This is a genomic window from Ruegeria sp. AE4 (genome assembly GCF_056542185.1).
Map to the genome: position 1 here is coordinate 137,332 of NZ_JBQFZK010000001.1, position 17,764 is coordinate 155,095.

19 protein-coding genes and 1 pseudogene are annotated in these 17,764 nt (G+C 59.4%); 5 read left to right on the top strand and 15 right to left on the bottom strand.

Features of this window, described 5'->3' with window-relative positions; all coding sequences use genetic code 11:
• Positions 1-27 precede the first annotated feature (27 nt).
• Together ACR0EK_RS00735 and ACR0EK_RS00740 are read left to right on the top strand one after the other, a co-directional pair.
• Positions 28-2,643, top strand: a pseudogene (locus tag ACR0EK_RS00735) (baseplate multidomain protein megatron); the annotation flags it as partial.
• Between the two features lie 8 nt (positions 2,644-2,651).
• A complete protein-coding gene (locus tag ACR0EK_RS00740; protein WP_480564271.1) occupies positions 2,652-2,948 on the top strand; it encodes a DUF7742 family protein in 297 nt (98 codons plus the stop codon).
• On the opposite strand, the gene ACR0EK_RS00745 is transcribed toward ACR0EK_RS00740, so the two are convergent.
• The gene (locus ACR0EK_RS00745) at positions 2,929-3,267 is read right to left on the bottom strand and encodes a TraR/DksA family transcriptional regulator (protein ID WP_480564273.1); all 339 of its coding nucleotides are present in this window, start codon (positions 3,265-3,267) and stop codon (positions 2,929-2,931) included. The genes ACR0EK_RS00740 and ACR0EK_RS00745 overlap by 20 nt on opposite strands.
• A gap of 84 nt (positions 3,268-3,351) precedes the next feature.
• Here ACR0EK_RS00745 and cysE point away from each other — a divergent pair, with 84 nt between their 5' ends.
• Positions 3,352-4,161, top strand: coding sequence for a serine O-acetyltransferase (gene cysE, locus ACR0EK_RS00750; protein ID WP_267364267.1), 810 nt, complete (start codon positions 3,352-3,354; stop codon positions 4,159-4,161).
• Between the two features lie 6 nt (positions 4,162-4,167).
• Here the strand turns inward: cysE and ACR0EK_RS00755 are convergent, their stop codons facing one another.
• The 7 genes from ACR0EK_RS00755 to ACR0EK_RS00785 form a co-directional block, all read right to left on the bottom strand.
• A complete protein-coding gene (locus tag ACR0EK_RS00755) occupies positions 4,168-4,473 on the bottom strand; it encodes a hypothetical protein (protein WP_480473362.1) in 306 nt (101 codons plus the stop codon).
• An 88-nt stretch (positions 4,474-4,561) separates the two neighbouring features.
• Complete coding sequence (locus ACR0EK_RS00760; RefSeq protein ID WP_480564276.1) at positions 4,562-5,875, bottom strand: pyruvate dehydrogenase complex dihydrolipoamide acetyltransferase; 1,314 nt, start codon at positions 5,873-5,875, stop codon at positions 4,562-4,564.
• 14 nt (positions 5,876-5,889) lie between these two features.
• The gene (locus ACR0EK_RS00765) at positions 5,890-7,263 is read right to left on the bottom strand and encodes a pyruvate dehydrogenase complex E1 component subunit beta (protein WP_480564279.1); all 1,374 of its coding nucleotides are present in this window, start codon (positions 7,261-7,263) and stop codon (positions 5,890-5,892) included.
• Positions 7,264-7,278: 15 nt separating this feature from the next.
• Complete coding sequence (pdhA, locus tag ACR0EK_RS00770) at positions 7,279-8,268, bottom strand: pyruvate dehydrogenase (acetyl-transferring) E1 component subunit alpha (protein ID WP_209503593.1); 990 nt, start codon at positions 8,266-8,268, stop codon at positions 7,279-7,281.
• A 159-nt stretch (positions 8,269-8,427) separates the two neighbouring features.
• Positions 8,428-8,727 carry an FtsB family cell division protein gene (locus ACR0EK_RS00775; RefSeq protein ID WP_209503595.1) on the bottom strand — a complete coding sequence of 100 codons (300 nt, stop codon included), beginning with the start codon at positions 8,725-8,727 and terminating at the stop codon, positions 8,428-8,430.
• A gap of 141 nt (positions 8,728-8,868) precedes the next feature.
• Positions 8,869-9,213 (bottom strand): lysozyme inhibitor LprI family protein, encoded by a 345-nt coding sequence (locus ACR0EK_RS00780; RefSeq protein WP_480564282.1) that lies wholly within the window; start codon positions 9,211-9,213, stop codon positions 8,869-8,871.
• Positions 9,214-9,285: 72 nt separating this feature from the next.
• Positions 9,286-10,476, bottom strand: coding sequence for a phosphoglycerate kinase (locus ACR0EK_RS00785; RefSeq protein WP_480564285.1), 1,191 nt, complete (start codon positions 10,474-10,476; stop codon positions 9,286-9,288).
• Between the two features lie 133 nt (positions 10,477-10,609).
• On the opposite strand from ACR0EK_RS00785, the gene ACR0EK_RS00790 reads away from it, so the two are divergent.
• Positions 10,610-11,116 carry a peptidylprolyl isomerase gene (locus ACR0EK_RS00790; RefSeq protein ID WP_209503601.1) on the top strand — a complete coding sequence of 169 codons (507 nt, stop codon included), beginning with the start codon at positions 10,610-10,612 and terminating at the stop codon, positions 11,114-11,116.
• Complete coding sequence (locus ACR0EK_RS00795; RefSeq protein WP_480480435.1) at positions 11,109-11,666, top strand: peptidylprolyl isomerase; 558 nt, start codon at positions 11,109-11,111, stop codon at positions 11,664-11,666. The genes ACR0EK_RS00790 and ACR0EK_RS00795 overlap by 8 nt, the downstream gene beginning before the upstream one ends.
• 41 nt (positions 11,667-11,707) lie before the next feature.
• Here ACR0EK_RS00795 and ACR0EK_RS00800 read toward each other — a convergent pair whose 3' ends face one another.
• The 7 genes from ACR0EK_RS00800 to ACR0EK_RS00830 all read right to left on the bottom strand — a co-directional run bounded on the left by ACR0EK_RS00800 (position 11,708) and on the right by ACR0EK_RS00830 (position 17,745).
• On the bottom strand, positions 11,708-12,550 hold the full coding sequence (locus tag ACR0EK_RS00800) for an alpha/beta fold hydrolase (RefSeq protein WP_480564288.1): 843 nt from the start codon (positions 12,548-12,550) through the stop codon (positions 11,708-11,710).
• Positions 12,551-12,648: 98 nt separating this feature from the next.
• The gene (aqpZ, locus tag ACR0EK_RS00805) at positions 12,649-13,338 is read right to left on the bottom strand and encodes an aquaporin Z (protein ID WP_209503607.1); all 690 of its coding nucleotides are present in this window, start codon (positions 13,336-13,338) and stop codon (positions 12,649-12,651) included.
• Between the two features lie 102 nt (positions 13,339-13,440).
• Positions 13,441-14,262, bottom strand: a complete 822-nt coding sequence (locus tag ACR0EK_RS00810) for a M90 family metallopeptidase (RefSeq protein WP_480564291.1) — start codon at positions 14,260-14,262, stop codon at positions 13,441-13,443.
• Positions 14,263-14,380: 118 nt separating this feature from the next.
• Complete coding sequence (locus ACR0EK_RS00815) at positions 14,381-14,881, bottom strand: bactofilin family protein (RefSeq protein WP_209596778.1); 501 nt, start codon at positions 14,879-14,881, stop codon at positions 14,381-14,383.
• Positions 14,871-16,202, bottom strand: coding sequence for a DUF5930 domain-containing protein (locus ACR0EK_RS00820; RefSeq protein ID WP_480564294.1), 1,332 nt, complete (start codon positions 16,200-16,202; stop codon positions 14,871-14,873). Before ACR0EK_RS00820 ends, ACR0EK_RS00815 begins: the two co-directional genes overlap by 11 nt.
• 173 nt (positions 16,203-16,375) lie before the next feature.
• Positions 16,376-17,194: a ferritin-like domain-containing protein gene (locus ACR0EK_RS00825; protein WP_480565246.1), complete on the bottom strand. Its 819-nt coding sequence runs from the start codon at positions 17,192-17,194 to the stop codon at positions 16,376-16,378.
• An 89-nt stretch (positions 17,195-17,283) separates the two neighbouring features.
• On the bottom strand, positions 17,284-17,745 hold the full coding sequence (locus tag ACR0EK_RS00830) for a peroxiredoxin (protein WP_480504768.1): 462 nt from the start codon (positions 17,743-17,745) through the stop codon (positions 17,284-17,286).
• Between the last annotated feature and the right edge of the window lie 19 nt (positions 17,746-17,764).

Sequence of the window (17,764 nt, forward strand, 5' to 3'; positions counted from 1 at the left end):
GGCAATGGTCCGGTTCCGGCCACGAAGATCGTCAAATACTCTGGCCCGCAGGAATGGGGCCTGCGCCGGTTCATTCTGCACTATGCCATGTTGTGCAAGGCGGCTGGTGGGGTGTCATCCTTCTGTATCTCGTCCGAGATGCGTGGCCTGACCCAGATCCGCGGAGCCTCGGGCTTTCCCGCCGTTGCGCAACTGCGTGCGCTGGCGGCAGAGGTGCGCCAGATTCTGGGCCCGGACACCAAGATCGGCTATGCGGCGGATTGGAGCGAGTATTTCGGATACCAGCCGGATGGAAGCGGAGACAGGTATTTTCACCTCGACCCGTTATGGGCGGATGATAACATCGATTTCATTGGCATCGACAACTACATGCCTTTGTCTGACTGGCGTGATGGAGAAAACCACGTGGACGCCGAGGCAGGTGCGCCGTCGGTCTACGACCTTGGGTATCTGCGCGGCAATATCGAGGGGGGCGAGGGGTATGACTGGTATTATGCCGCGCCGGAAGAGGCCGAGGCACAGATCAGAACGCCCATCGAAGATCAGGAGCATGATGAGCCATGGGTCTGGCGCTACAAGGACCTGCGCGGCTGGTGGTCAAATCTGCATCACGAGCGGATCGGCGGTGTTCGTCAGCCCAATCCGACCGACTGGGTGCCCGGATCAAAGCCGATCTGGTTTACCGAGTTGGGATGTGCGGCAATCGACAAGGGCACGAACCAGCCGAACAAGTTTCTGGATCCGAAATCGTCTGAATCGCTGTTGCCTGCATATTCAAACGGGCTGCGTGACGATTTCATTCAGGTTCAGTACCTGGCGGCGACCCTTGGATATTGGAGCGACCCGAACGTCAACCCGGTGTCGCAAGTCTATGGCGGACCAATGCTGGACCTGGCGAATGCCTATGTCTGGGCGTGGGATACCCGCCCGTTTCCGACCTTTCCAAATCTGCGAAGCCAGTGGGATGATGGGTCAAACTATGACCGGGGGCATTGGCTGAACGGCCGGTCCGGCTCGCGCACGCTGGCCTCGGTCGCGACTGAAATTTGCCACGCGGCAGGGGTGACAGATATCGATGTTACCGGGCTTTATGGCGTGGTTCGGGGATATGTCATCGAAGATGTGACAAATGCGCGGTCGGCTTTGCAGCCGCTGATGCTGCGCTATGGGTTCGACGCGATCGAACGGAACGGCATCTTGCGCTTTCAGATGCGGGATGGCTATGGCGCGATTGCCCTGAACCCCGATCATCTGGCGATCAGCGGTGATCTGGATGGCACGGTTGAACACCGGCGTGAAGCCGAGGCCGAGATGACGGGCCGCGTGCGCCTGCGCTTTGTCCAGTCGGATGCGGATCACGATCTGGTTGCGGAAGAGGCGGTTCTGCCCGAGGACAGCACGCATTCGGTCTCGGTCAACGAGATGCCGTTATCCATGACACGCACCGAAGGCCGGCAAACGGCTGAGCGCTGGTTGAGCGAGGCCCGTGTTTCCCGCGATACGGTGCGGTTTGCCTTGCCGCCATCGCTGCTGCATCTGGGCGCAGGTGATCTGGTGCGGTTGTCAGAAACCGAAAACAGCCCGCTTTACCGGATTGACCGACTGGAATCGGCCGATCTGCAACTGGTCGAGGCGGTTCGGGTTGAACAGGGCGTGTATAAGGCATCGCAATTGCGCGACGACCCGGCGGTTGTCAGACCCTATGCCGCGCCCGTTCCCGTGTTGCCGGTGTTTCTGGACCTGCCGCTGATCACCGGGGCAGAGGTCCCGCATGCACCTTATCTTGCGGTGACCGCTGATCCCTGGCCGGGGGCCGCGACGGTTTATTCCTCCTCAACCGATGAGGGGTACAGCCTGAGTGATGTGATCCCCGGTCAGGCCATTGTGGGCGTGACCGAAACACCGCTGAGGCGCGCCAGTATCGGCGTCTGGGACGAAGGCGCGGCCGTGAAGGTGCGGCTGTTGGCCGGTCAGTTGGAATCGCGTCCGCGTGGCGCGGTTCTGAACGGTGTCAATCTGGCGGCCATCGGCGACGGAACACCCGGCAACTGGGAGGTGTTCCAGTTCTCGGATGCCACGCTTGAGTCCCCCGGCGTTTACGCGTTGTCCGGGCGGTTGAGAGGCCAGTTGGGGTCGGATGCCCTGATGCCGGATGTCTGGCCGGACGGGTCCATATTCGTGGTGCTGAACGATCAGGTGCAGCAGATCAACCTGTTGCGCAACGAGCGGGGGCTGGCCAAACACTATCGCATCGGCCCGGCGACCCGTGGTTACGATGATCCGGCTTACCAGCACCTGATCGCCTCATTCGATGGCAATGGTTTGCGCCCGTTTTCCCCGGTTCACCTCCGGGTGCGATCCGACGCAACCGGCGATCACCTGACCTGGGTGCGGCGCACCCGGTTGGATGGGGATGACTGGTCAGGGCTGGAGGTTCCACTGGGCGAGGAAAGCGAATCCTATCTTGTGCGTGTCTTTGCTGGGGGAACCCTTGTTCGTGAAGAGATGACATCCCTGCCAGGGTGGTCCTATTCGGCGGCATTGAAGGCGGCAGATGGTCTGACCGGGTCATATGAGGTCGGGATTGCGCAGGTGTCGGCCATTTACGGCCCCGGTGCGATGGCGCGACTGGTTGTCGGGTAAGCGGCCCGATGCGACCGCTATTGCACGGTGATGTAAGTGCCGCGGCGCGCGCCTTGTTGGCGGCGCCGCCGCCAGAGCGGACCCGCTTATGCGTCCGGATGATCTATGAGGCGGAACTGGCCGACAATCACCGCGCGCACACGGGTCGGCTGCATCCGGTTTACGGCAACGGATCGTTGATGGCGGTTGCGCGCAACAGGGTGCTGGCCGATGAGCCGGGGTTTGACGATTTGCAATATTGTCAGTGTTTCTCGTTGGTTTTGCACCATCTTGCCGAGTTTCTGATCACCCGGTTGCGCAGCTGACGCATTTGCTGGCGGCCAGATCCAGATACAATCGCCCATCGGGAATACGGTCGCCGCAATCCTCGCAATAGCCGTATTCCCCCTCGTCCAGACGCTTTAACGCGGCCTGAAGGCGGCGGGTTTCGACATTGCGATTCACCTGTTGTGCCTTTGCCATCGCCTGGTTTTGCAACGCATCCATGCGGCTGAGCCGACCAACCGCCTGCTGATCCAGTTCAACAACGGCCTGAGCCTGCTGGCCTGATGCGGACAATTGATCCAGTTCGGCCAGACGCTCGTGAATTCGTGTTTCAAAATATGCGCGTTCGGACTCATTCATTTTCGTTGTATCGCGGATCACGGGTTTGCGTTTGGCCTTTTTGCCACTAAATGGCATTCTAGGCGCAGCAAAGGATCAAAAGCTATGTTTGAAAAACGCAGCCCCGTGACACCGGTCGATCCGGTCTGGAACCGTATCACATCCGAGGCCCAAGCAGCCGTCGAGACAGAGCCGCTTATGGGCGGGCTTGTGCACGCCTGTATCCTGCATCACCGCAGCCTTGAGCGTGCACTGTCCTATCGGATCGCGGCCAAGCTGTGTTCGAACGAAATGTCGATGATGGTTCTGCGCGAGATCGTGGACGAGGCTTATGCAAACGATCCCGGTTTGCTGGAAGCCGCCCGCGCCGATCTGATGGCGGTTTATGAGCGTGATCCGGCCTGCCATCGGTTGTTGCAGCCCATTCTGTATTTCAAGGGCTATCAGGCCATGCAGGCCTATCGCGTCGCGCATTGGCTGTGGCGCAAGGGGCGTTATGATCTGGCGTATTTCTTCCAGATGCGATCGTCGGAGATTTTCGGCATCGATATTCACCCGGCCGCGAGGATCGGCAAGGGGATCATGATCGACCACGCCCATTCCATCGTCATCGGTGAAACCGCCGTGGTCGGAGACAACGTGTCGATGCTGCATTCTGTGACGCTGGGCGGAACCGGCAAGGAAGAGGAAGACCGCCATCCAAAAATCGGAGACGGTGTTCTGATCGGGGCCGGGGCAAAGGTGCTGGGCAACATCAAAGTCGGCCATTGCAGTCGTATCGCCGCCGGTTCGGTGGTGTTGCAGGACGTTCCGCCGTGCAAGACCGTTGCCGGTATCCCGGCCAAGATCGTGGGCGAGGCCGGATGCGATCAGCCGTCGATCTCGATGGATCACATGCTGGGCAAAGATCAGTAAACGGTTTCAGTCCGAGCGGTTGTTGCGCCTTTCCAACCGCTCGCGACGCCTGTCTTCCCGCTTTTGCCTGCGCATTTCCCTGCGCTGTTTTTGCTCGGCTTTCTGGCGCGCGATGACGGCGGGATCGTTCGAATTGAACTTCGAATTCTCACCGGGATAGCTGTTGGGCTTTGCGGATACCGCATCAGGTGCCGCCCCCGCGAGGAGTACAAAGACGAACAGGATTTGGATCAGGGATCGTAGGAACATCGCGCACCTTTCTTCGTTCAGCATCCGCAGGAAGAAGGTGGGGATGGCGCCCGTGTCGGGCAATCGGTTCGCCGATCACGGGGGCTCAATTCAGCGCCATAAAAAATGTGCCCTCGCCAGAGATGCTTTCTGGCGAGGGCGTTTATTGTGATCAGGCCAACATGACCATCGGGTTTTCAAGATTGTCGACAATGGCCTTGAGCAGCTCGGCCCCCAGCGCGCCGTCGATGACCCGGTGGTCAACCGACATGGTGACAGACATCACCGTTGCCACGGTCAGCTCGCCATCATCCCCGACAACCGGTTTCTTGACGCCGGTGCCGACGGCCAGAATTCCGGCATGGGGCGGGTTCACGATAGCATCGAAATTGTCGATGCCGAACATGCCCAGGTTCGAGATGGCAAAGGTGCCGCCCTGATATTCATGCGGAGCCAGCTTGCGCTCGCGGGCGCGGGCGGCAAGGTCTTTCATCTCGGTCGAAAGGGCTGACAGGGATTTCATGTCAGCGTCTTGCAGGACCGGCGTGAACAACCCGCCTTCGATTGCGACCGCAACAGCCACATCTGACGGTTTCAGTTGCAGCACCCGGTCACCTGCCCAGACGGCATTACAGGCCGGAACCTGTTGCAGCGCATTGGCAACGGCTTTGATGATGAAGTCATTGACGCTGAGCTTGACGCCGCGACCTTCCAACTGCTTGTTCAACTGACCACGGAATTTCAGCAGCGCGTCCAGCTTGATATCGCGGCGCAGGTAGAAATGCGGGATGGTCTGTTTGGCCTCGCCCAGGCGTGCAGCAATGGTTTTGCGCATACCGTCGAGCTTGATTTCCTCGTACTGGCGGCCTTCGTACATCCGCGCGACCATATCCGCCGATGGACCAGACGGAGCTGCTGGGGCAGCTGCGGGCGCGGCGGCGGCCGGAGCAGTGGCAGGAGCTGCTGCCGGAGCGGTGGCAGTTGCGCCTTCGACATCGACCTTGACGATGCGACCATGCGGGCCGGAACCGGAAATCTGTGTCAGGTCGAGACCTTTTTGCGCAGCAATCCGGCGGGCCAGAGGCGAGGCAAAAATCCGACCGCCATCTGCCTTGGCCGGAGCGGCCGGGGCAGGGGCGGGCGCCTCGGGTGCCACTGGCGCGGCAGCCTCGTTGCCCGCGACGGCTGCGGGGGCAGCCGCCGGTGCAGCAGCCGGAGCCGTGCCAATGTCATCGGCGCTTTCGCCGTCTTCCAGCAGAACCGCGATGGCGGTGTTGACCTTGACCCCTTCGGTGCCCTCGGGAATCAGGATCTTGCCGATGGTGCCTTCGTCAACGGCCTCGAATTCCATCGTGGCCTTGTCGGTTTCAATCTCGGCCAGCAGATCACCGGAGGAGACGGTGTCGCCTTCCTTGACCAGCCATTTGGCGAGCGTGCCTTCCTCCATGGTCGGGGACAGGGCGGGCATCAGAATTTCTGTAGGCATCTGTCTGTCGCTCCTTACCGGTAGGTCACTTGTTTGACGGCGGCGATCACCTCATCGGTGGTGATCAGGGCCAGCTTTTCGAGATTGGCGGCATAGGGCATCGGAACGTCCTTGCCAGTGCAATTGATGACCGGCGCGTCGAGGTAATCAAACGCCTCCTGCATCACGACCGAGCTGATGTAGCTGCCGACAGACCCCTGCGGCCAGCCTTCTTCCACTGTCACCAGACGGTTGGTCTTCATCACCGAGTTGATGATGGCGCCAGTGTCCATCGGGCGGATGGTGCGCAGGTCGATCACTTCGGCGCTGATGCCGTCTTCGGCCAGCTTGTCAGCAGCTTCCAGCGCGTATTGCATGCCGATGCCAAAGCTGACGATTGTCACATCTGACCCTTCGCGCCAGATGCGGGCCTTGCCCAGCGGAATGGTCAGGTCATCCACCTGCGGCACTTCGAAGGAGCGGCCGTAGAGGATTTCGTTTTCCAGGAACACAACCGGGTTGGGATCGCGGATGGCCGATTTCAGCAGGCCTTTGGCATCAGCAGCGGAATAGGGCATGACGACCTTCAGGCCGGGGATCTGCATGTACCACGCGGCATAGTCCTGGCTGTGCTGTGCGGCCACGCGGGCCGCGGCCCCGTTGGGCCCCCGGAACACGATGGGGCAACCCATCTGACCACCAGACATATAAAGCGTTTTGGCCGCAGAGTTGATGATCTGGTCAATCGCCTGCATGGCGAAGTTGAAGGTCATGAATTCGACAATCGGTTTCAGACCGCCAAAGGCCGAACCCACCGCGATACCGGCAAACCCGTGTTCGGTGATCGGGGTGTCGATCACGCGTTTGGAGCCAAATTCATCCAGCAGGCCCTGCGAGATTTTATAGGCCCCCTGATATTCAGCGACTTCCTCGCCCATCAGATAGACGTTTTCATCACTGCGCATTTCCTCGGCCATTGCATCGCGCAAGGCTTCGCGCACGGTTTCGGACTTCATCTCGGCATCCGCGGGCCAGTCGGGTGACAGGTCCACCGCTGGAGCAGCGGGGGCCGCTGCGGCAGGAGCCGGGGCCGGGGCTGCTGTGGGGGCGGCCTCGGGTGCCGCTGCGGCTGCGGGGGTTGCCGCGGGCAGGGCAGAGGCGTCTTCGCCTTCTTCGACCAGCACTGCGATAGGGGTGTTCACCTTGACCCCTTCGGTGCCCTCGGCGATCAGGATCTTGCCGACGATGCCTTCATCGACGGCTTCGAACTCCATTGTTGCCTTGTCGGTCTCGATCTCGGCCATGATGTCGCCCGAGGATACGGTGTCGCCTTCCTTGACCAGCCATTTGGCCAGCGTGCCCTCTTCCATCGTGGGGGAAAGGGCGGGCATGAGAATTTCGGTTGCCATGTCTTATTCGTCCTCTCAGGCGTAAATGTCAGTCCAGAGCTCTTCGACCGAAGGCTCGGGGCTTTCTTTCGAGAATTCGGCGGCCTGATTGACGATCTCCTTGATTTCCTTGTCGATCGCTTTCAGGTCATCCTCGGTCGCGTGCTTGCCGGTCAGCAGCAACTCGCGCACATGTTCGATCGGGTCGCTTTGTTCGCGGACCTTCTGAACTTCTTCGCGGGTACGGTACTTGGCCGGGTCGGACATCGAGTGGCCGCGATAGCGGTAGGTCTTGATTTCCAGGATATAGGGGCCTTTGCCTGCGCGGCAGTGCGCGACAGCTTTTTCACCCGCTTCCTTGACCGCCAGCACATCCATGCCGTTGACGATCTCGCCCGGAATGCCAAACGCCTCGCCGCGATGGAAGATGTCCTTGGTCGAGGTTGAGCGGGACTGTGCGGTGCCCATGGCGTATTGGTTGTTCTCGATCACGAAAATCACCGGCAAGCCCCAGATGGCCGCCATGTTGAAGGTCTCATACACCTGACCCTGGTTCGCGGCACCGTCCCCGAAATAGGTGAAGGTCACGCGGCCGTTTTCCTTGTACTTGTCGGCAAAAGCCAGCCCCGCGCCCAGCGGAACCTGCGCGCCGACGATACCGTGCCCGCCGTAGAAGTGCTTTTCTTTCGAAAACATGTGCATCGAGCCGCCCTTGCCTTTGGACAGGCCACCGATGCGCCCGGTCAGTTCGGCCATCACGCCGCCCGGATCCATGCCACAGGCCAGCATGTGACCGTGGTCGCGATACGAGGTGATGCGCTTGTCGCCTTCCTCTGCTGCGGCCTCAAGCCCGACAACAACGGCCTCTTGTCCGATATAAAGGTGGCAGAACCCGCCGATCAGGCCCATACCATAAAGCTGACCGGCCTTTTCCTCGAATCGGCGGATCAGCAGCATCTCGCGGTAGTATGTCTGGAGTTCTTCCGCAGAAACATTTGGTTTCTTTGTGGTTTTTCGCGCAGCCATCGTGGCGATCTCCCCCTTTCGGACAGATAGTTTAGCGTTAAACTATCTCATAAAGCATTTGGGGCTTTCTGGCGAGGGTAAATGTGACGCAGCGTTCGCCACGGCGCATCCCGGCCGAAACGCCGGGCCTGAGTTGCCTTTTCTGAATAGGGTACTTGATCAGCGGATCACGATTTCGTCCGACCGGATCATGCCCAGAACCGAGCGCGCCTGCTGGTCCAGCAGGTCCAGATCCAGATAGGTGTCGGACAGACGCCGTGTCAGGTTTTCCATCTCGGCGATTTCGACATTCAGTTTTTCCAGACTGCGTGACAGAGCGTCCCGTTCCGCCGCAATTTCGACCCGCCGGAACAGGCCGTAATCCCCTTGAACAGCGGCAAAGGTGAAATACACACCCAGCATGAAAGCCACCGAGAAGAAGAGAACTGCACCCAAACCGGGCCGATGGGAACGGGACACTCTGTTTACCGCCGTATGAAAACTTGCCTCAATAACGGGCTCTTTCCGAGCCTCTGATCGCACTATGTCACAGGCGATTCGGGTTGTGAATCCCCTGATTCGGTTTTTTCATCAGTATTTCGTGTGCGTCCCGGTTAAAGCTCAGCGCCAGGACTGAAGCTGCTGATTTCTTGCAAGCGTCTTTTCTTTCATACAGGTCCAGTAGAACATGGGCGCAGCGCTGCCGCCGCCGGACAGTTCCTTGTCGCAAGTGGCGTCCCGTGTCTTTAGCCACGCACGTTGTTCCGTCAGAAGGGCATCGCCGTTGCCACGTGCATCAGCGACCGGCTTGATCTGTTTCCATAACCGGTTGAGGTTGCGGTCAACGGCTTCCCATTGCTCCTTGGCACAGAAATTTGCGTCAAGCTGTGTCTGGCCACCGCAACTGGATTGTGCTGTTGCAGGCCACGGCATTGCAAGAAGGACGAGCAGGTATAATGACCTCATGACATAATCCCCCGTTCAAATAGGGGATAATACCATGAACCGTGACAAGCGGCCAAATGCGGTGAGCGTCGCTTAGTGTTCCAGCGCAGCGACACCCGGTAGGGTTTTGCCTTCCATCCATTCAAGGAACGCACCACCTGCGGTCGAGATATAGGTGAAATCCTTGGCCGCACCCGACGCGTTCAGCGCCGCAACCGTGTCACCGCCACCCGCGACCGAAATCAGCTGACCCGAACGGCTGAGGGCTGCGGCTTTCAGGGCTGCGGCATTGGTGGCCGCGTCGAACGGCTCCAGCTCGAACGCGCCCAGCGGGCCGTTCCAGATCAGGGTTTGGCTTTTGTCGAAAATCGCGGTAATCGCTGCGACGCTTTCAGGGCCCGCGTCCAGGATCATGCCATCCGCAGGGCATTGATCGGCGGGCAGAACCTTGTGGGGTGCGTTGGCCTCGAATTTTTCAGCCACCACAACATCAAGCGGCAGGACGATCTGGCAGCCCGAGCTTTCGGCCTTGGCCAGAATTTCGGCGGCGGTGTCCTTCATTGCGGTTTCAGCCAGAGATTTGCCAACGCTGATGCCTTGGGCGACAAGGAATGTGTTCGCCATACCGCCACCGATCACCAAATAATCGACCTTGTCGATCAGGTTGCCCAGCAGTTCCAACTTGGTCGAGACCTTGGCGCCGCCGACAACCGCCGTTACCGGGCGCTTGGGTGCACCCAGCGCGCTTTCCAGCGCCTGCAACTCGGCCTGCATCAGACGGCCCGCACAGGCCGGCAGCAGACGTGCGATGGCCTCGGTCGAGCTGTGGGCGCGGTGCGCGGCTGAAAACGCATCGTTGCAATAGACATCGCCCAGCTTGGCCATCCCAGCGGCCAGATCGGCGTCATTCTTGGTTTCGGCTGCGTGAAAGCGCGTGTTTTCGAGCAGCAGGACCTGGCCGGGTTGCAAGGCACTGGCGGCCAGTTCCGCCTCGGCCCCGACGCAATCGGCAGCAAACAGAACCTTTGCGCCAAAAGCGCTTTCCAAAGTCGGGACCAGTTGTTTCAGTGACAGGCTTTCACGCCGTTCGCCACCGGGACGGCCAAAATGGGCCAGAAGGATCGGCTTGCCGCCAGCGGCCAGAATATCGCGCACCGAAGGGACGATCCTTTGGATACGGGTGGCGTCGGTCACAACACCGTCAACCACGGGCACGTTGATATCCACACGCACCAGCACGCGTTTGCCGTTCAGGTCCATATCGTCCAGTGTTTTCCAGCCCATTGTGCGATCCTTGTCGTTGGCAACCGATTTAGGCGGTTCTTTTCCTGCATTTTGCCCTCAGGTCAATGCGTCACTTGGCATTCGCACGCGTGCGTCATAGGTATTTGCGCAAGATAAACGACAGGAGGGCCTCATGGCCGAGATCAAAGACCCCGAAAACACAATCATCATCGAGCTGAAAGGCGGCAATGTCGTCATCGAGCTGCTGCCGGATGTAGCGCCGTTGCACAGTGCGCGGATGAAGGAACTGGCCCGTGGCGGTGAATATGACAACGTGGCGTTTCACCGTGTGATCGACGGTTTCATGGCACAAACCGGCGACGTGCAGCATGGTGATATGGAAGACGGGTTCAACCTGCGCATGGCGGGCACCGGCGGTTCGTCACTGCCGAATGTTCCGGCAGAATTTTCCAAGCTGCCCCATGATCGCGGCACGCTGGGCGCGGCGCGCTCGCAGAACCCGGATTCGGCCAATTCGCAGTTCTTCATCAACTTCAAGGACAATCACTTCCTGAACGGTCAGTACACGGTCTATGGCCGGGTCATCGACGGGATGGAGCACGTCGATGCGATTGTACGCGGCGAGCCGCCTGCAAGCCCGGACCGCATGATCAGCGTCAAGGTGGCCGCAGATGCATAAACTGGCTGCGGCTTTTGCCCTGCTGGCAAGCCCGGCGCTGGCCAGCGGTTTGCAGATCGAGGTCGAAGGGGAAGGGGCCAATGGCACAATCTCGATCGACCTGTTCGAAGATGTGGCACCCCAGCATGTGGAACAGATCACCGCTCTGGCTGCTGACGGTCAGTATGACGGCGTCGTGTTTCATCGCGTAATCGATGGCTTCATGGCGCAAACCGGCGACGTGCAATACGGCAACTCGGGCGCGGACGGCTTCGACATGCGCTATGCCGGGCGCGGCGGGTCGGATCGCGCGGATCTGCCGGCCGAGTTCTCGGACGTGAGTTTTGACAGGGGTGTTGTCGGCATGGCCCGGTCCAGCGATCCGGATTCGGCCAATTCGCAGTTCTTCATCATGTTCGCCCCCGGCCCGTTTCTGGACGGCCAGTATACCGTGGTTGGTCAGGTGACCGACGGTATGGATGTGGTCGACGCGATCAAGCGGGGCGATGGCCAGAACGGTGCGATCATCGGTGCACCGGATGTGATGAAAAAAGTTACCGTTACCGAATAAGATGATTTAGCCCGGCTCAAGCGCCGGGCTTTTTCTTTGGCCTATTGATCGATGAAATCGCGGATGGCACGGGTATAGGCACCGGGATCCTGAAAAGATGCGAAGTGGCTGACATCATCCAGAACAAGCAACTTGGCGCCCGGAATCGCGTCAGCAATTGCTTGTGAATGCGCCATCAGAATGGCCTCGTCATGTGCGCTTTGAACCACAAGTGTCGGGACGGTGATCGATGACAGCGCCTCAAGCCCACCGGGTTTTTCGGTGCCCCACATGGCGGCCACCCCACCAAGGAATGCCTCGAACCCGTCAGGAGTCGGGGACATGGCCGCATAATCTTGCGCCATCATGCCCACATAAGTGCCAAACACCTCGTTGGTTTCCACCGAAGGATCGATCCCGTCCAGCGTGACATTGCCTGCATGGGCAAAGTGACTGGCCAGCCGATCCGGGTTGGTGGTCGAGATTGAATACCCGATATTTGCCCCGTCGGACCAGCCGACCAGATGCACCTGATCGACACCCAGATGATCCAGCAGCGCCAGATAATCCTGCGACAACAACGCGTAGGAATAGGGGCTGCCATCGTTGGTGGATCGTCCATGCCCGCGCGTATCCGCCACAATCACCCTGTGGTCCTGCGACAGGTCGGCAACCTGCGCGGCCCAGACATCGCCATGGGCAAGCCCGCCGTGGATCATCAGAACCGGGGTGCCGCCCGCCTCGCCATATGTGGCGTAATACATGTTGATGCCGTTGATCTCTGCCGTGCCCGCTTCGGTGGCGGCGGGCATCTGGGGGGCTTGCGGAATGCTCAGCCATTTGTCTTCGGCCCAGCCTGCCGTCGCGGCGCAGCTTAGGAAAAGTGCTGTGGTGAATGTCTTCATTGTATCCTCCCGTTGAACCAAAGGCCGTAACCAAGCCAGATTTGACGGAAGGATACCGTGTTTTTCAGTAAACGGGATAATTACCTTTCCCGCGCGGATCAGTCATCCGAGGACATTGCCTTCCAGATCAAAGCGCCGATTGCGCCGCCAATCAGGGGGGCCACCCAGAACAGCCAGAGCTGAGCCAAAGCAGGGCCGTCGGCAAACAGGGCAACGCCGGTCGAGCGCGCCGGGTTGACGGAGGTATTTGTCACCGGGATTGAGATCAGGTGGATCAGGGTCAGCGCCAGACCGATGGCAATCGGAGCGAACCCTGCAGGTGCCTTGTCCGACGTCGCGCCCAGAATGATCAGAATGAAGAAAGCCGTCATCACGATTTCGATGATCAAAGCCGACATCAACGAATATCCCTGTGGCGAGGCCTCACCATACCCGTTTGACGCGAACCCACCGACACCAGCGAAATCGGGTGCGCCACTGACGATCAGGTACAGAACCACTGCGGCGGCAATTGCGCCAATGACCTGTGCAACCCAATAGGGCAGAAGGTCTTTGGCCGGAAACCGTCCTCCAATCATCAGACCCAAACTGACGGCCGGGTTGAAATGCCCGCCCGAGATTGGGCCGACCGTGTAAGCCATCGTCAAAACGGTAAGGCCAAAGGCAAAGGAAACACCAAGCCAGCCGATGCCGACATCTGCCACACCAGCCGCCAGAACGGCACTGCCGCAGCCCCCCAGAACCAACCAGAACGTGCCGAAGAACTCGGCAAGTAGTTTCGATGACATAGAAAATCCTCCGCCCAATAATGAGGTTAACCGTAATTCAAGAATTAGCTTATGTTAAATTGTTGCGAACGGGGAATTTTTTTCGACGCTTCCTCAATCGGGTCAGAACGGACCGCTGTGCCATTGAGCGGGATCAAGATGAAAAAGCTTTGACAGCTGTTCATAGATTGCCGGGTCAGAGGATTTCAGTGCATGTGGACGTTCAAAGAACACTTCGACCGAAACGGCAAAGAACTCTTCGTGACCTTCCGCGCCGTAGGGATCGATCACTGTAGGTTTTCCGTTTTCCACGGCAAGAACATGTGTCTTGTAACCGTTCAGAAAGGCGGTTTCCCATTCGCCAAAACTTTGTCCATTGCTGAGCACGGGAACACCATTGGTTGCGCCCGAGAGGTCATCAAGCTGGTGCGCGAACTCGTGAAAGACGACGTTCCGGCCATCGTGATCATTCAGGGCTCCGCGCTGGCTGTGGGCCCAGGACAGGATCACGGGGCCGCGGTTCCAGCTTTCCCCGCTGCGGATGATTTCCTGTTCGGTGACGACATAGCCACTGTGGCGACGCTGTTTTGACTTGAAGGCACCGGGGTAAACCAGAATGGTCGTCAGGTTGTCATACCACTGGTCCGTATTCACCACGAGCAGACAGGCTTGCGCGGCAATCGACACCTGCATGTCTTCGGTGACGTCCAGCCCGTCGCAGCCGACGAAATCGACCTGATCAAGAAACAGGTTGATCTTTCCTTCCAGCGCCCCGCGCAGGTCTTTGGGCAGTTTCCGGATAATTGGTACCTGAGCGTTCACAATATCGCGCTGGTGCCGGGACAGCGACGTGGCCAGCAAGGTCAGGCGGGATTGTCTTTTCGACCAGAAGTGAAAGGCCACAGCGCCAGCGATCAGCGCGACAACCGTCAGAAAAAGCAACATGGATCGACTGTAGCGTGATCAGATAGGGACGAAAACGGGAAACCCGGATCAACCGGGCACGCAAAAGAAAAGACGCCACGGGTTTCCCCACGGCGTCCTGACAAGAAATGCAGTCTGCTTACTGCTTGACTTCTGCCGCCGGGTTCGATCCGGCTTTGGCGCTGCGGCCGGGGTTCAGGGGGTCGTCCTGACGCTGAACCGAGCCTTCGAAATGCGCGCCGCTTTCAATGGCGATGGTCTTGTGGATGATGTCACCTTCGACACGGGCGGTCGAGGTCAGGCGAACCTTGAGACCACGCACGCGGCCAACGATGCGACCGTTGATCACAACGTCATCTGCGGTGACTTCGCCCTTGATCGTTGCCGATTCACCAATGGTCAGCAGATGGGCGCGGATGTCGCCTTCGACAGTGCCTTCCACCTGAATGTCACCGCTGGTCTTGATGTTGCCGGTGATGTGCAGATCCGAGGACAGAACCGAGGCCGGCGGCTTGGGTTTGGGTGCCATTGCAGGTTTCGCGTCAGCCGGAGCAGGAGCCGCTGGGGTCGCCGGAGCGGCAGGTTTGGCCGCCTCAGGTGCTTTGGGTGCGGGCTCGTTGATTTTGCTTTTAGAAAACATTTTTCGCAGCCTTGATGTAAGTCATTGGGTTTACGGGATTTCCGTTCACGCGCACCTCATAGTGCAGATGCGTGCCGGTGGACCGTCCGGTGTTACCCATATCAGCAATATGATCCCCGCGCGAGACCCTTTGGCCGACCTTTACGTTGATCTTGGTGTTATGAGCATAAAGTGTCTCAATTCCGAACGCGTGCTTGATCTTCACAAGGCGTCCGAAGCCTGATTGCCAGCCGGCATGCGTGACCACACCATCAGCGGTCGCGAATATATCGGTGCCTTGCGGTCCCGCAAAATCGACACCGTTATGCTGCCGACGACCACCGGACTTGGGGTCACGCCGGTTGCCGTAGCCACTGGTGAAACGCACGGCAGAATGTACGGGATTGGCGAAGGGGGCCTTTTCCGCAGCAATCCGGTACAGGTTCAGCTGATCCATCTGGCGCAGCAACGTGTTTGCGCGGACTTCTTCGGGCGAAAGCTCGTCTTCTTCGCCGCGTGTGCTAAGGGATAAAGGGGTCAGCGGACCGCCCATACCGCTATATCCGCGCCGGACCTCTTCGATGATGCGATCGGTGGGCATTCCGGCCTGACGGAACATCTTGTCCAGAGGTTCGACCGAGATGACCATCGCCTCTTCTAGCTGGCGGAAGATCTCGTCGCTGCGTTCCTGCATTAGACGGATTTCAAGTTCCAGATCGTCCCGCTGTTCCAGCGCGTCCTGCGCGTTGGAGGCGATCAGATCGCGTTCTTTGGCCGTCCGCGCCAAAGCGTCGGTCATGAAGGCCATCTGTACCGGGGCGCTGGAAACCGCGGCATACATATCAGAGCCGCTGGTGTCCTGTTTCAATTGGGCCAGCTCTGAGCGCGCCTCTTCGCGCTGCTTCATCGTGGCGCGCAATGTCGTCTGGATAACTTCGATACCTGTCTCAAGTTCGCGGCGACGGTTTTCCGAGGCCAGCAGCTCCGACTGCATCGCGGAAATCTGGTCCAGCGCGGCATTGAACCGGTCCTGAGCGGCCAGTGCTTCATGCGCGCGGGAATCGCGTTCTGCCGACAGGGTGTTCAGGCGTTCCTGATAGATGGCCTGATCGCGCTTTGCCTGTTCCCGGAAATTCCCGGCCCCGATGCTGTCCATCAACAGTATGGCTGTCGCAACCGCTGTCCATCCGACCATGACGGCAACTCCGGCCACTGCGACCACCTGAGTTTCCGAACTGAGCCGGATAAATTTCGTGTCTGTGTCGGATTTCAGAAAGACCCGGCGTTCCGGGAAATGTCTCTCAAGCAGTGAGTGCAGTTTTATTGCCAGACGTGTTCGCACGCGTCCCACCTTTCATCCCCAAGATCGGAACCGGTCGTGAGTGCCTGCCGTCCCTTGGGCCGATTGCATAAAGCGGCAGCGGCGTTCGGGCAAGTTTGTTGACCAATCAGATGCAAATGGCGCTGAAATCCTGCAAAGATCGGCGAGATTTTGCCGAAAATAACGCAAAAGTGTCAGTTCGAGAGGTCTCCGGGCGCAGGCAGGTCTTCGGTCAGGGGCCAGTAGAAATCGGGTGGCAACCCGGCCTCGGCCCGTTTTTCTTCGTTGAAGGGGGGCTTGAGAACACCGTGGAAGTACCGCCGGACCAGCGCGTGAAACACATCCTTTGGGTCGGCGTTTTCCCGGCCACACAGGAAGTGGAACCATTTTGAGCCGTAAGCGACGTGGCCGACCTCTTCAGCATAGATCACTTCGAGCGCGGCGATGGCCTGTTCGGCCTTGGCCTTGCGGAATATCTCGATCATGCCGGGCGTCACGTCCAGCCCGCGCGCCTCAAGCACCATGGGTACAACGGCCAGCCGCCCCATCAGATCTTCGGCAGTATCCTCGGCAGCGCGCCACATGCCAGCATGGGCGGGCAGGGCGCCGTAGTGGCTGCCCATCTGTTCCAGACAATCGCAGACCATCTCGAAATGGCGCGATTCCTCTTCGGCGCATTTCACCCAGTCATCGTAGAACCCGATGGGCATGGGTACATGGCCAAAGCGCGCGATGATGTCCCAGTGCAGATCGACAGCGTTCAGCTCGATATGGGCAACCGCGTGTAGCAGGGCAATGCGCCCGGCCTCGGTACCTGGTTTCCGTTTGGGTACCTCACGCGGGGACAACAGCGCGGGCTTGTCCGGGCGCGCGGGGGACAGGGGCGGTGATGCGGTGCCGATCTCGATGGGTTCACCCTCGGCCTTGCGGGAGGCAAACCATGCGGCGGCATGGGCTTTGGACAGGGCGGTTTTGGTCCGCCCGTCCGCTGTTGTCAGAACCTCTGTTGCCATCTGTGTCAGTGTTTTGGGCACCGGGTCGCTCCGCCTTAGGCTTGTCAGCGCGGGTGATAGACCGGATGGCGCGGCAGGTCGAGGGGGGCTTAGAGCGCTTTCACCGCTTCCAGCACCTCTTCCACGTGGCCGGGCACCTTGACCTTGCGCCAGACCTTGGCAATGCGTCCTTCGCTATCAATGACAAAGGTCGATCGCTCGATCCCCATCGATTTCCGGCCATACATGTTCTTTTCAACCCATACGCCATAGTCCTCGCAGACGGTCGAGCCTTCGTCCGACAAGAGCGGAGTGGTCAACCCGTGTTTGGCGACAAACTTGTCATGCTTGGCGACGCTGTCCCGCGAAATGCCGAAAACGTGAGCCCCTGCCTCGGTAAACGCCTGAAGCTGCTCTGAGAAACCGATGGATTCCTTGGTGCAGCCCGGCGTATCATCACGGGGATAGAAGAACAAAACCACGGTGCCACCGCGCAACGCCGAAAGCGTCACCTCGCCACCGCCGTCGCGCGGCAAAGTGAAGTCGGGGGCGATGTCTGAAACGTCGGGCATTGGAAACTCCGCTAAAGGT

Bases quoted from the DNA above. Each gene is read 5' to 3' on its own strand.
- ACR0EK_RS00815 (WP_209596778.1), bottom strand. From the start codon at position 14,881: ATGTTTTCTAAAAGCAAAATCAACGAGCCCGCACCCAAAGCACCTGAG.
- cysE (WP_267364267.1), top strand. From the start codon at position 3,352: ATGTTTGAAAAACGCAGCCCCGTGACACCGGTCGATCCGGTCTGGAAC.
- ACR0EK_RS00790 (WP_209503601.1), top strand. From the start codon at position 10,610: ATGGCCGAGATCAAAGACCCCGAAAACACAATCATCATCGAGCTGAAA.
- ACR0EK_RS00780 (WP_480564282.1), bottom strand. From the start codon at position 9,213: ATGAGGTCATTATACCTGCTCGTCCTTCTTGCAATGCCGTGGCCTGCA.
- ACR0EK_RS00825 (WP_480565246.1), bottom strand. From the start codon at position 17,194: ATGGCAACAGAGGTTCTGACAACAGCGGACGGGCGGACCAAAACCGCC.
- ACR0EK_RS00740 (WP_480564271.1), top strand. From the start codon at position 2,652: ATGCGACCGCTATTGCACGGTGATGTAAGTGCCGCGGCGCGCGCCTTG.
- ACR0EK_RS00800 (WP_480564288.1), bottom strand. From the start codon at position 12,550: ATGAAGACATTCACCACAGCACTTTTCCTAAGCTGCGCCGCGACGGCA.
- ACR0EK_RS00745 (WP_480564273.1), bottom strand. From the start codon at position 3,267: ATGAATGAGTCCGAACGCGCATATTTTGAAACACGAATTCACGAGCGT.
- ACR0EK_RS00810 (WP_480564291.1), bottom strand. From the start codon at position 14,262: ATGTTGCTTTTTCTGACGGTTGTCGCGCTGATCGCTGGCGCTGTGGCC.
- aqpZ (WP_209503607.1), bottom strand. From the start codon at position 13,338: ATGTCATCGAAACTACTTGCCGAGTTCTTCGGCACGTTCTGGTTGGTT.
- ACR0EK_RS00760 (WP_480564276.1), bottom strand. From the start codon at position 5,875: ATGCCTACAGAAATTCTGATGCCCGCCCTGTCCCCGACCATGGAGGAA.
- pdhA (WP_209503593.1), bottom strand. From the start codon at position 8,268: ATGGCTGCGCGAAAAACCACAAAGAAACCAAATGTTTCTGCGGAAGAA.
- ACR0EK_RS00830 (WP_480504768.1), bottom strand. From the start codon at position 17,745: ATGCCCGACGTTTCAGACATCGCCCCCGACTTCACTTTGCCGCGCGAC.
- ACR0EK_RS00765 (WP_480564279.1), bottom strand. From the start codon at position 7,263: ATGGCAACCGAAATTCTCATGCCCGCCCTTTCCCCCACGATGGAAGAG.
- ACR0EK_RS00785 (WP_480564285.1), bottom strand. From the start codon at position 10,476: ATGGGCTGGAAAACACTGGACGATATGGACCTGAACGGCAAACGCGTG.
- ACR0EK_RS00795 (WP_480480435.1), top strand. From the start codon at position 11,109: ATGCATAAACTGGCTGCGGCTTTTGCCCTGCTGGCAAGCCCGGCGCTG.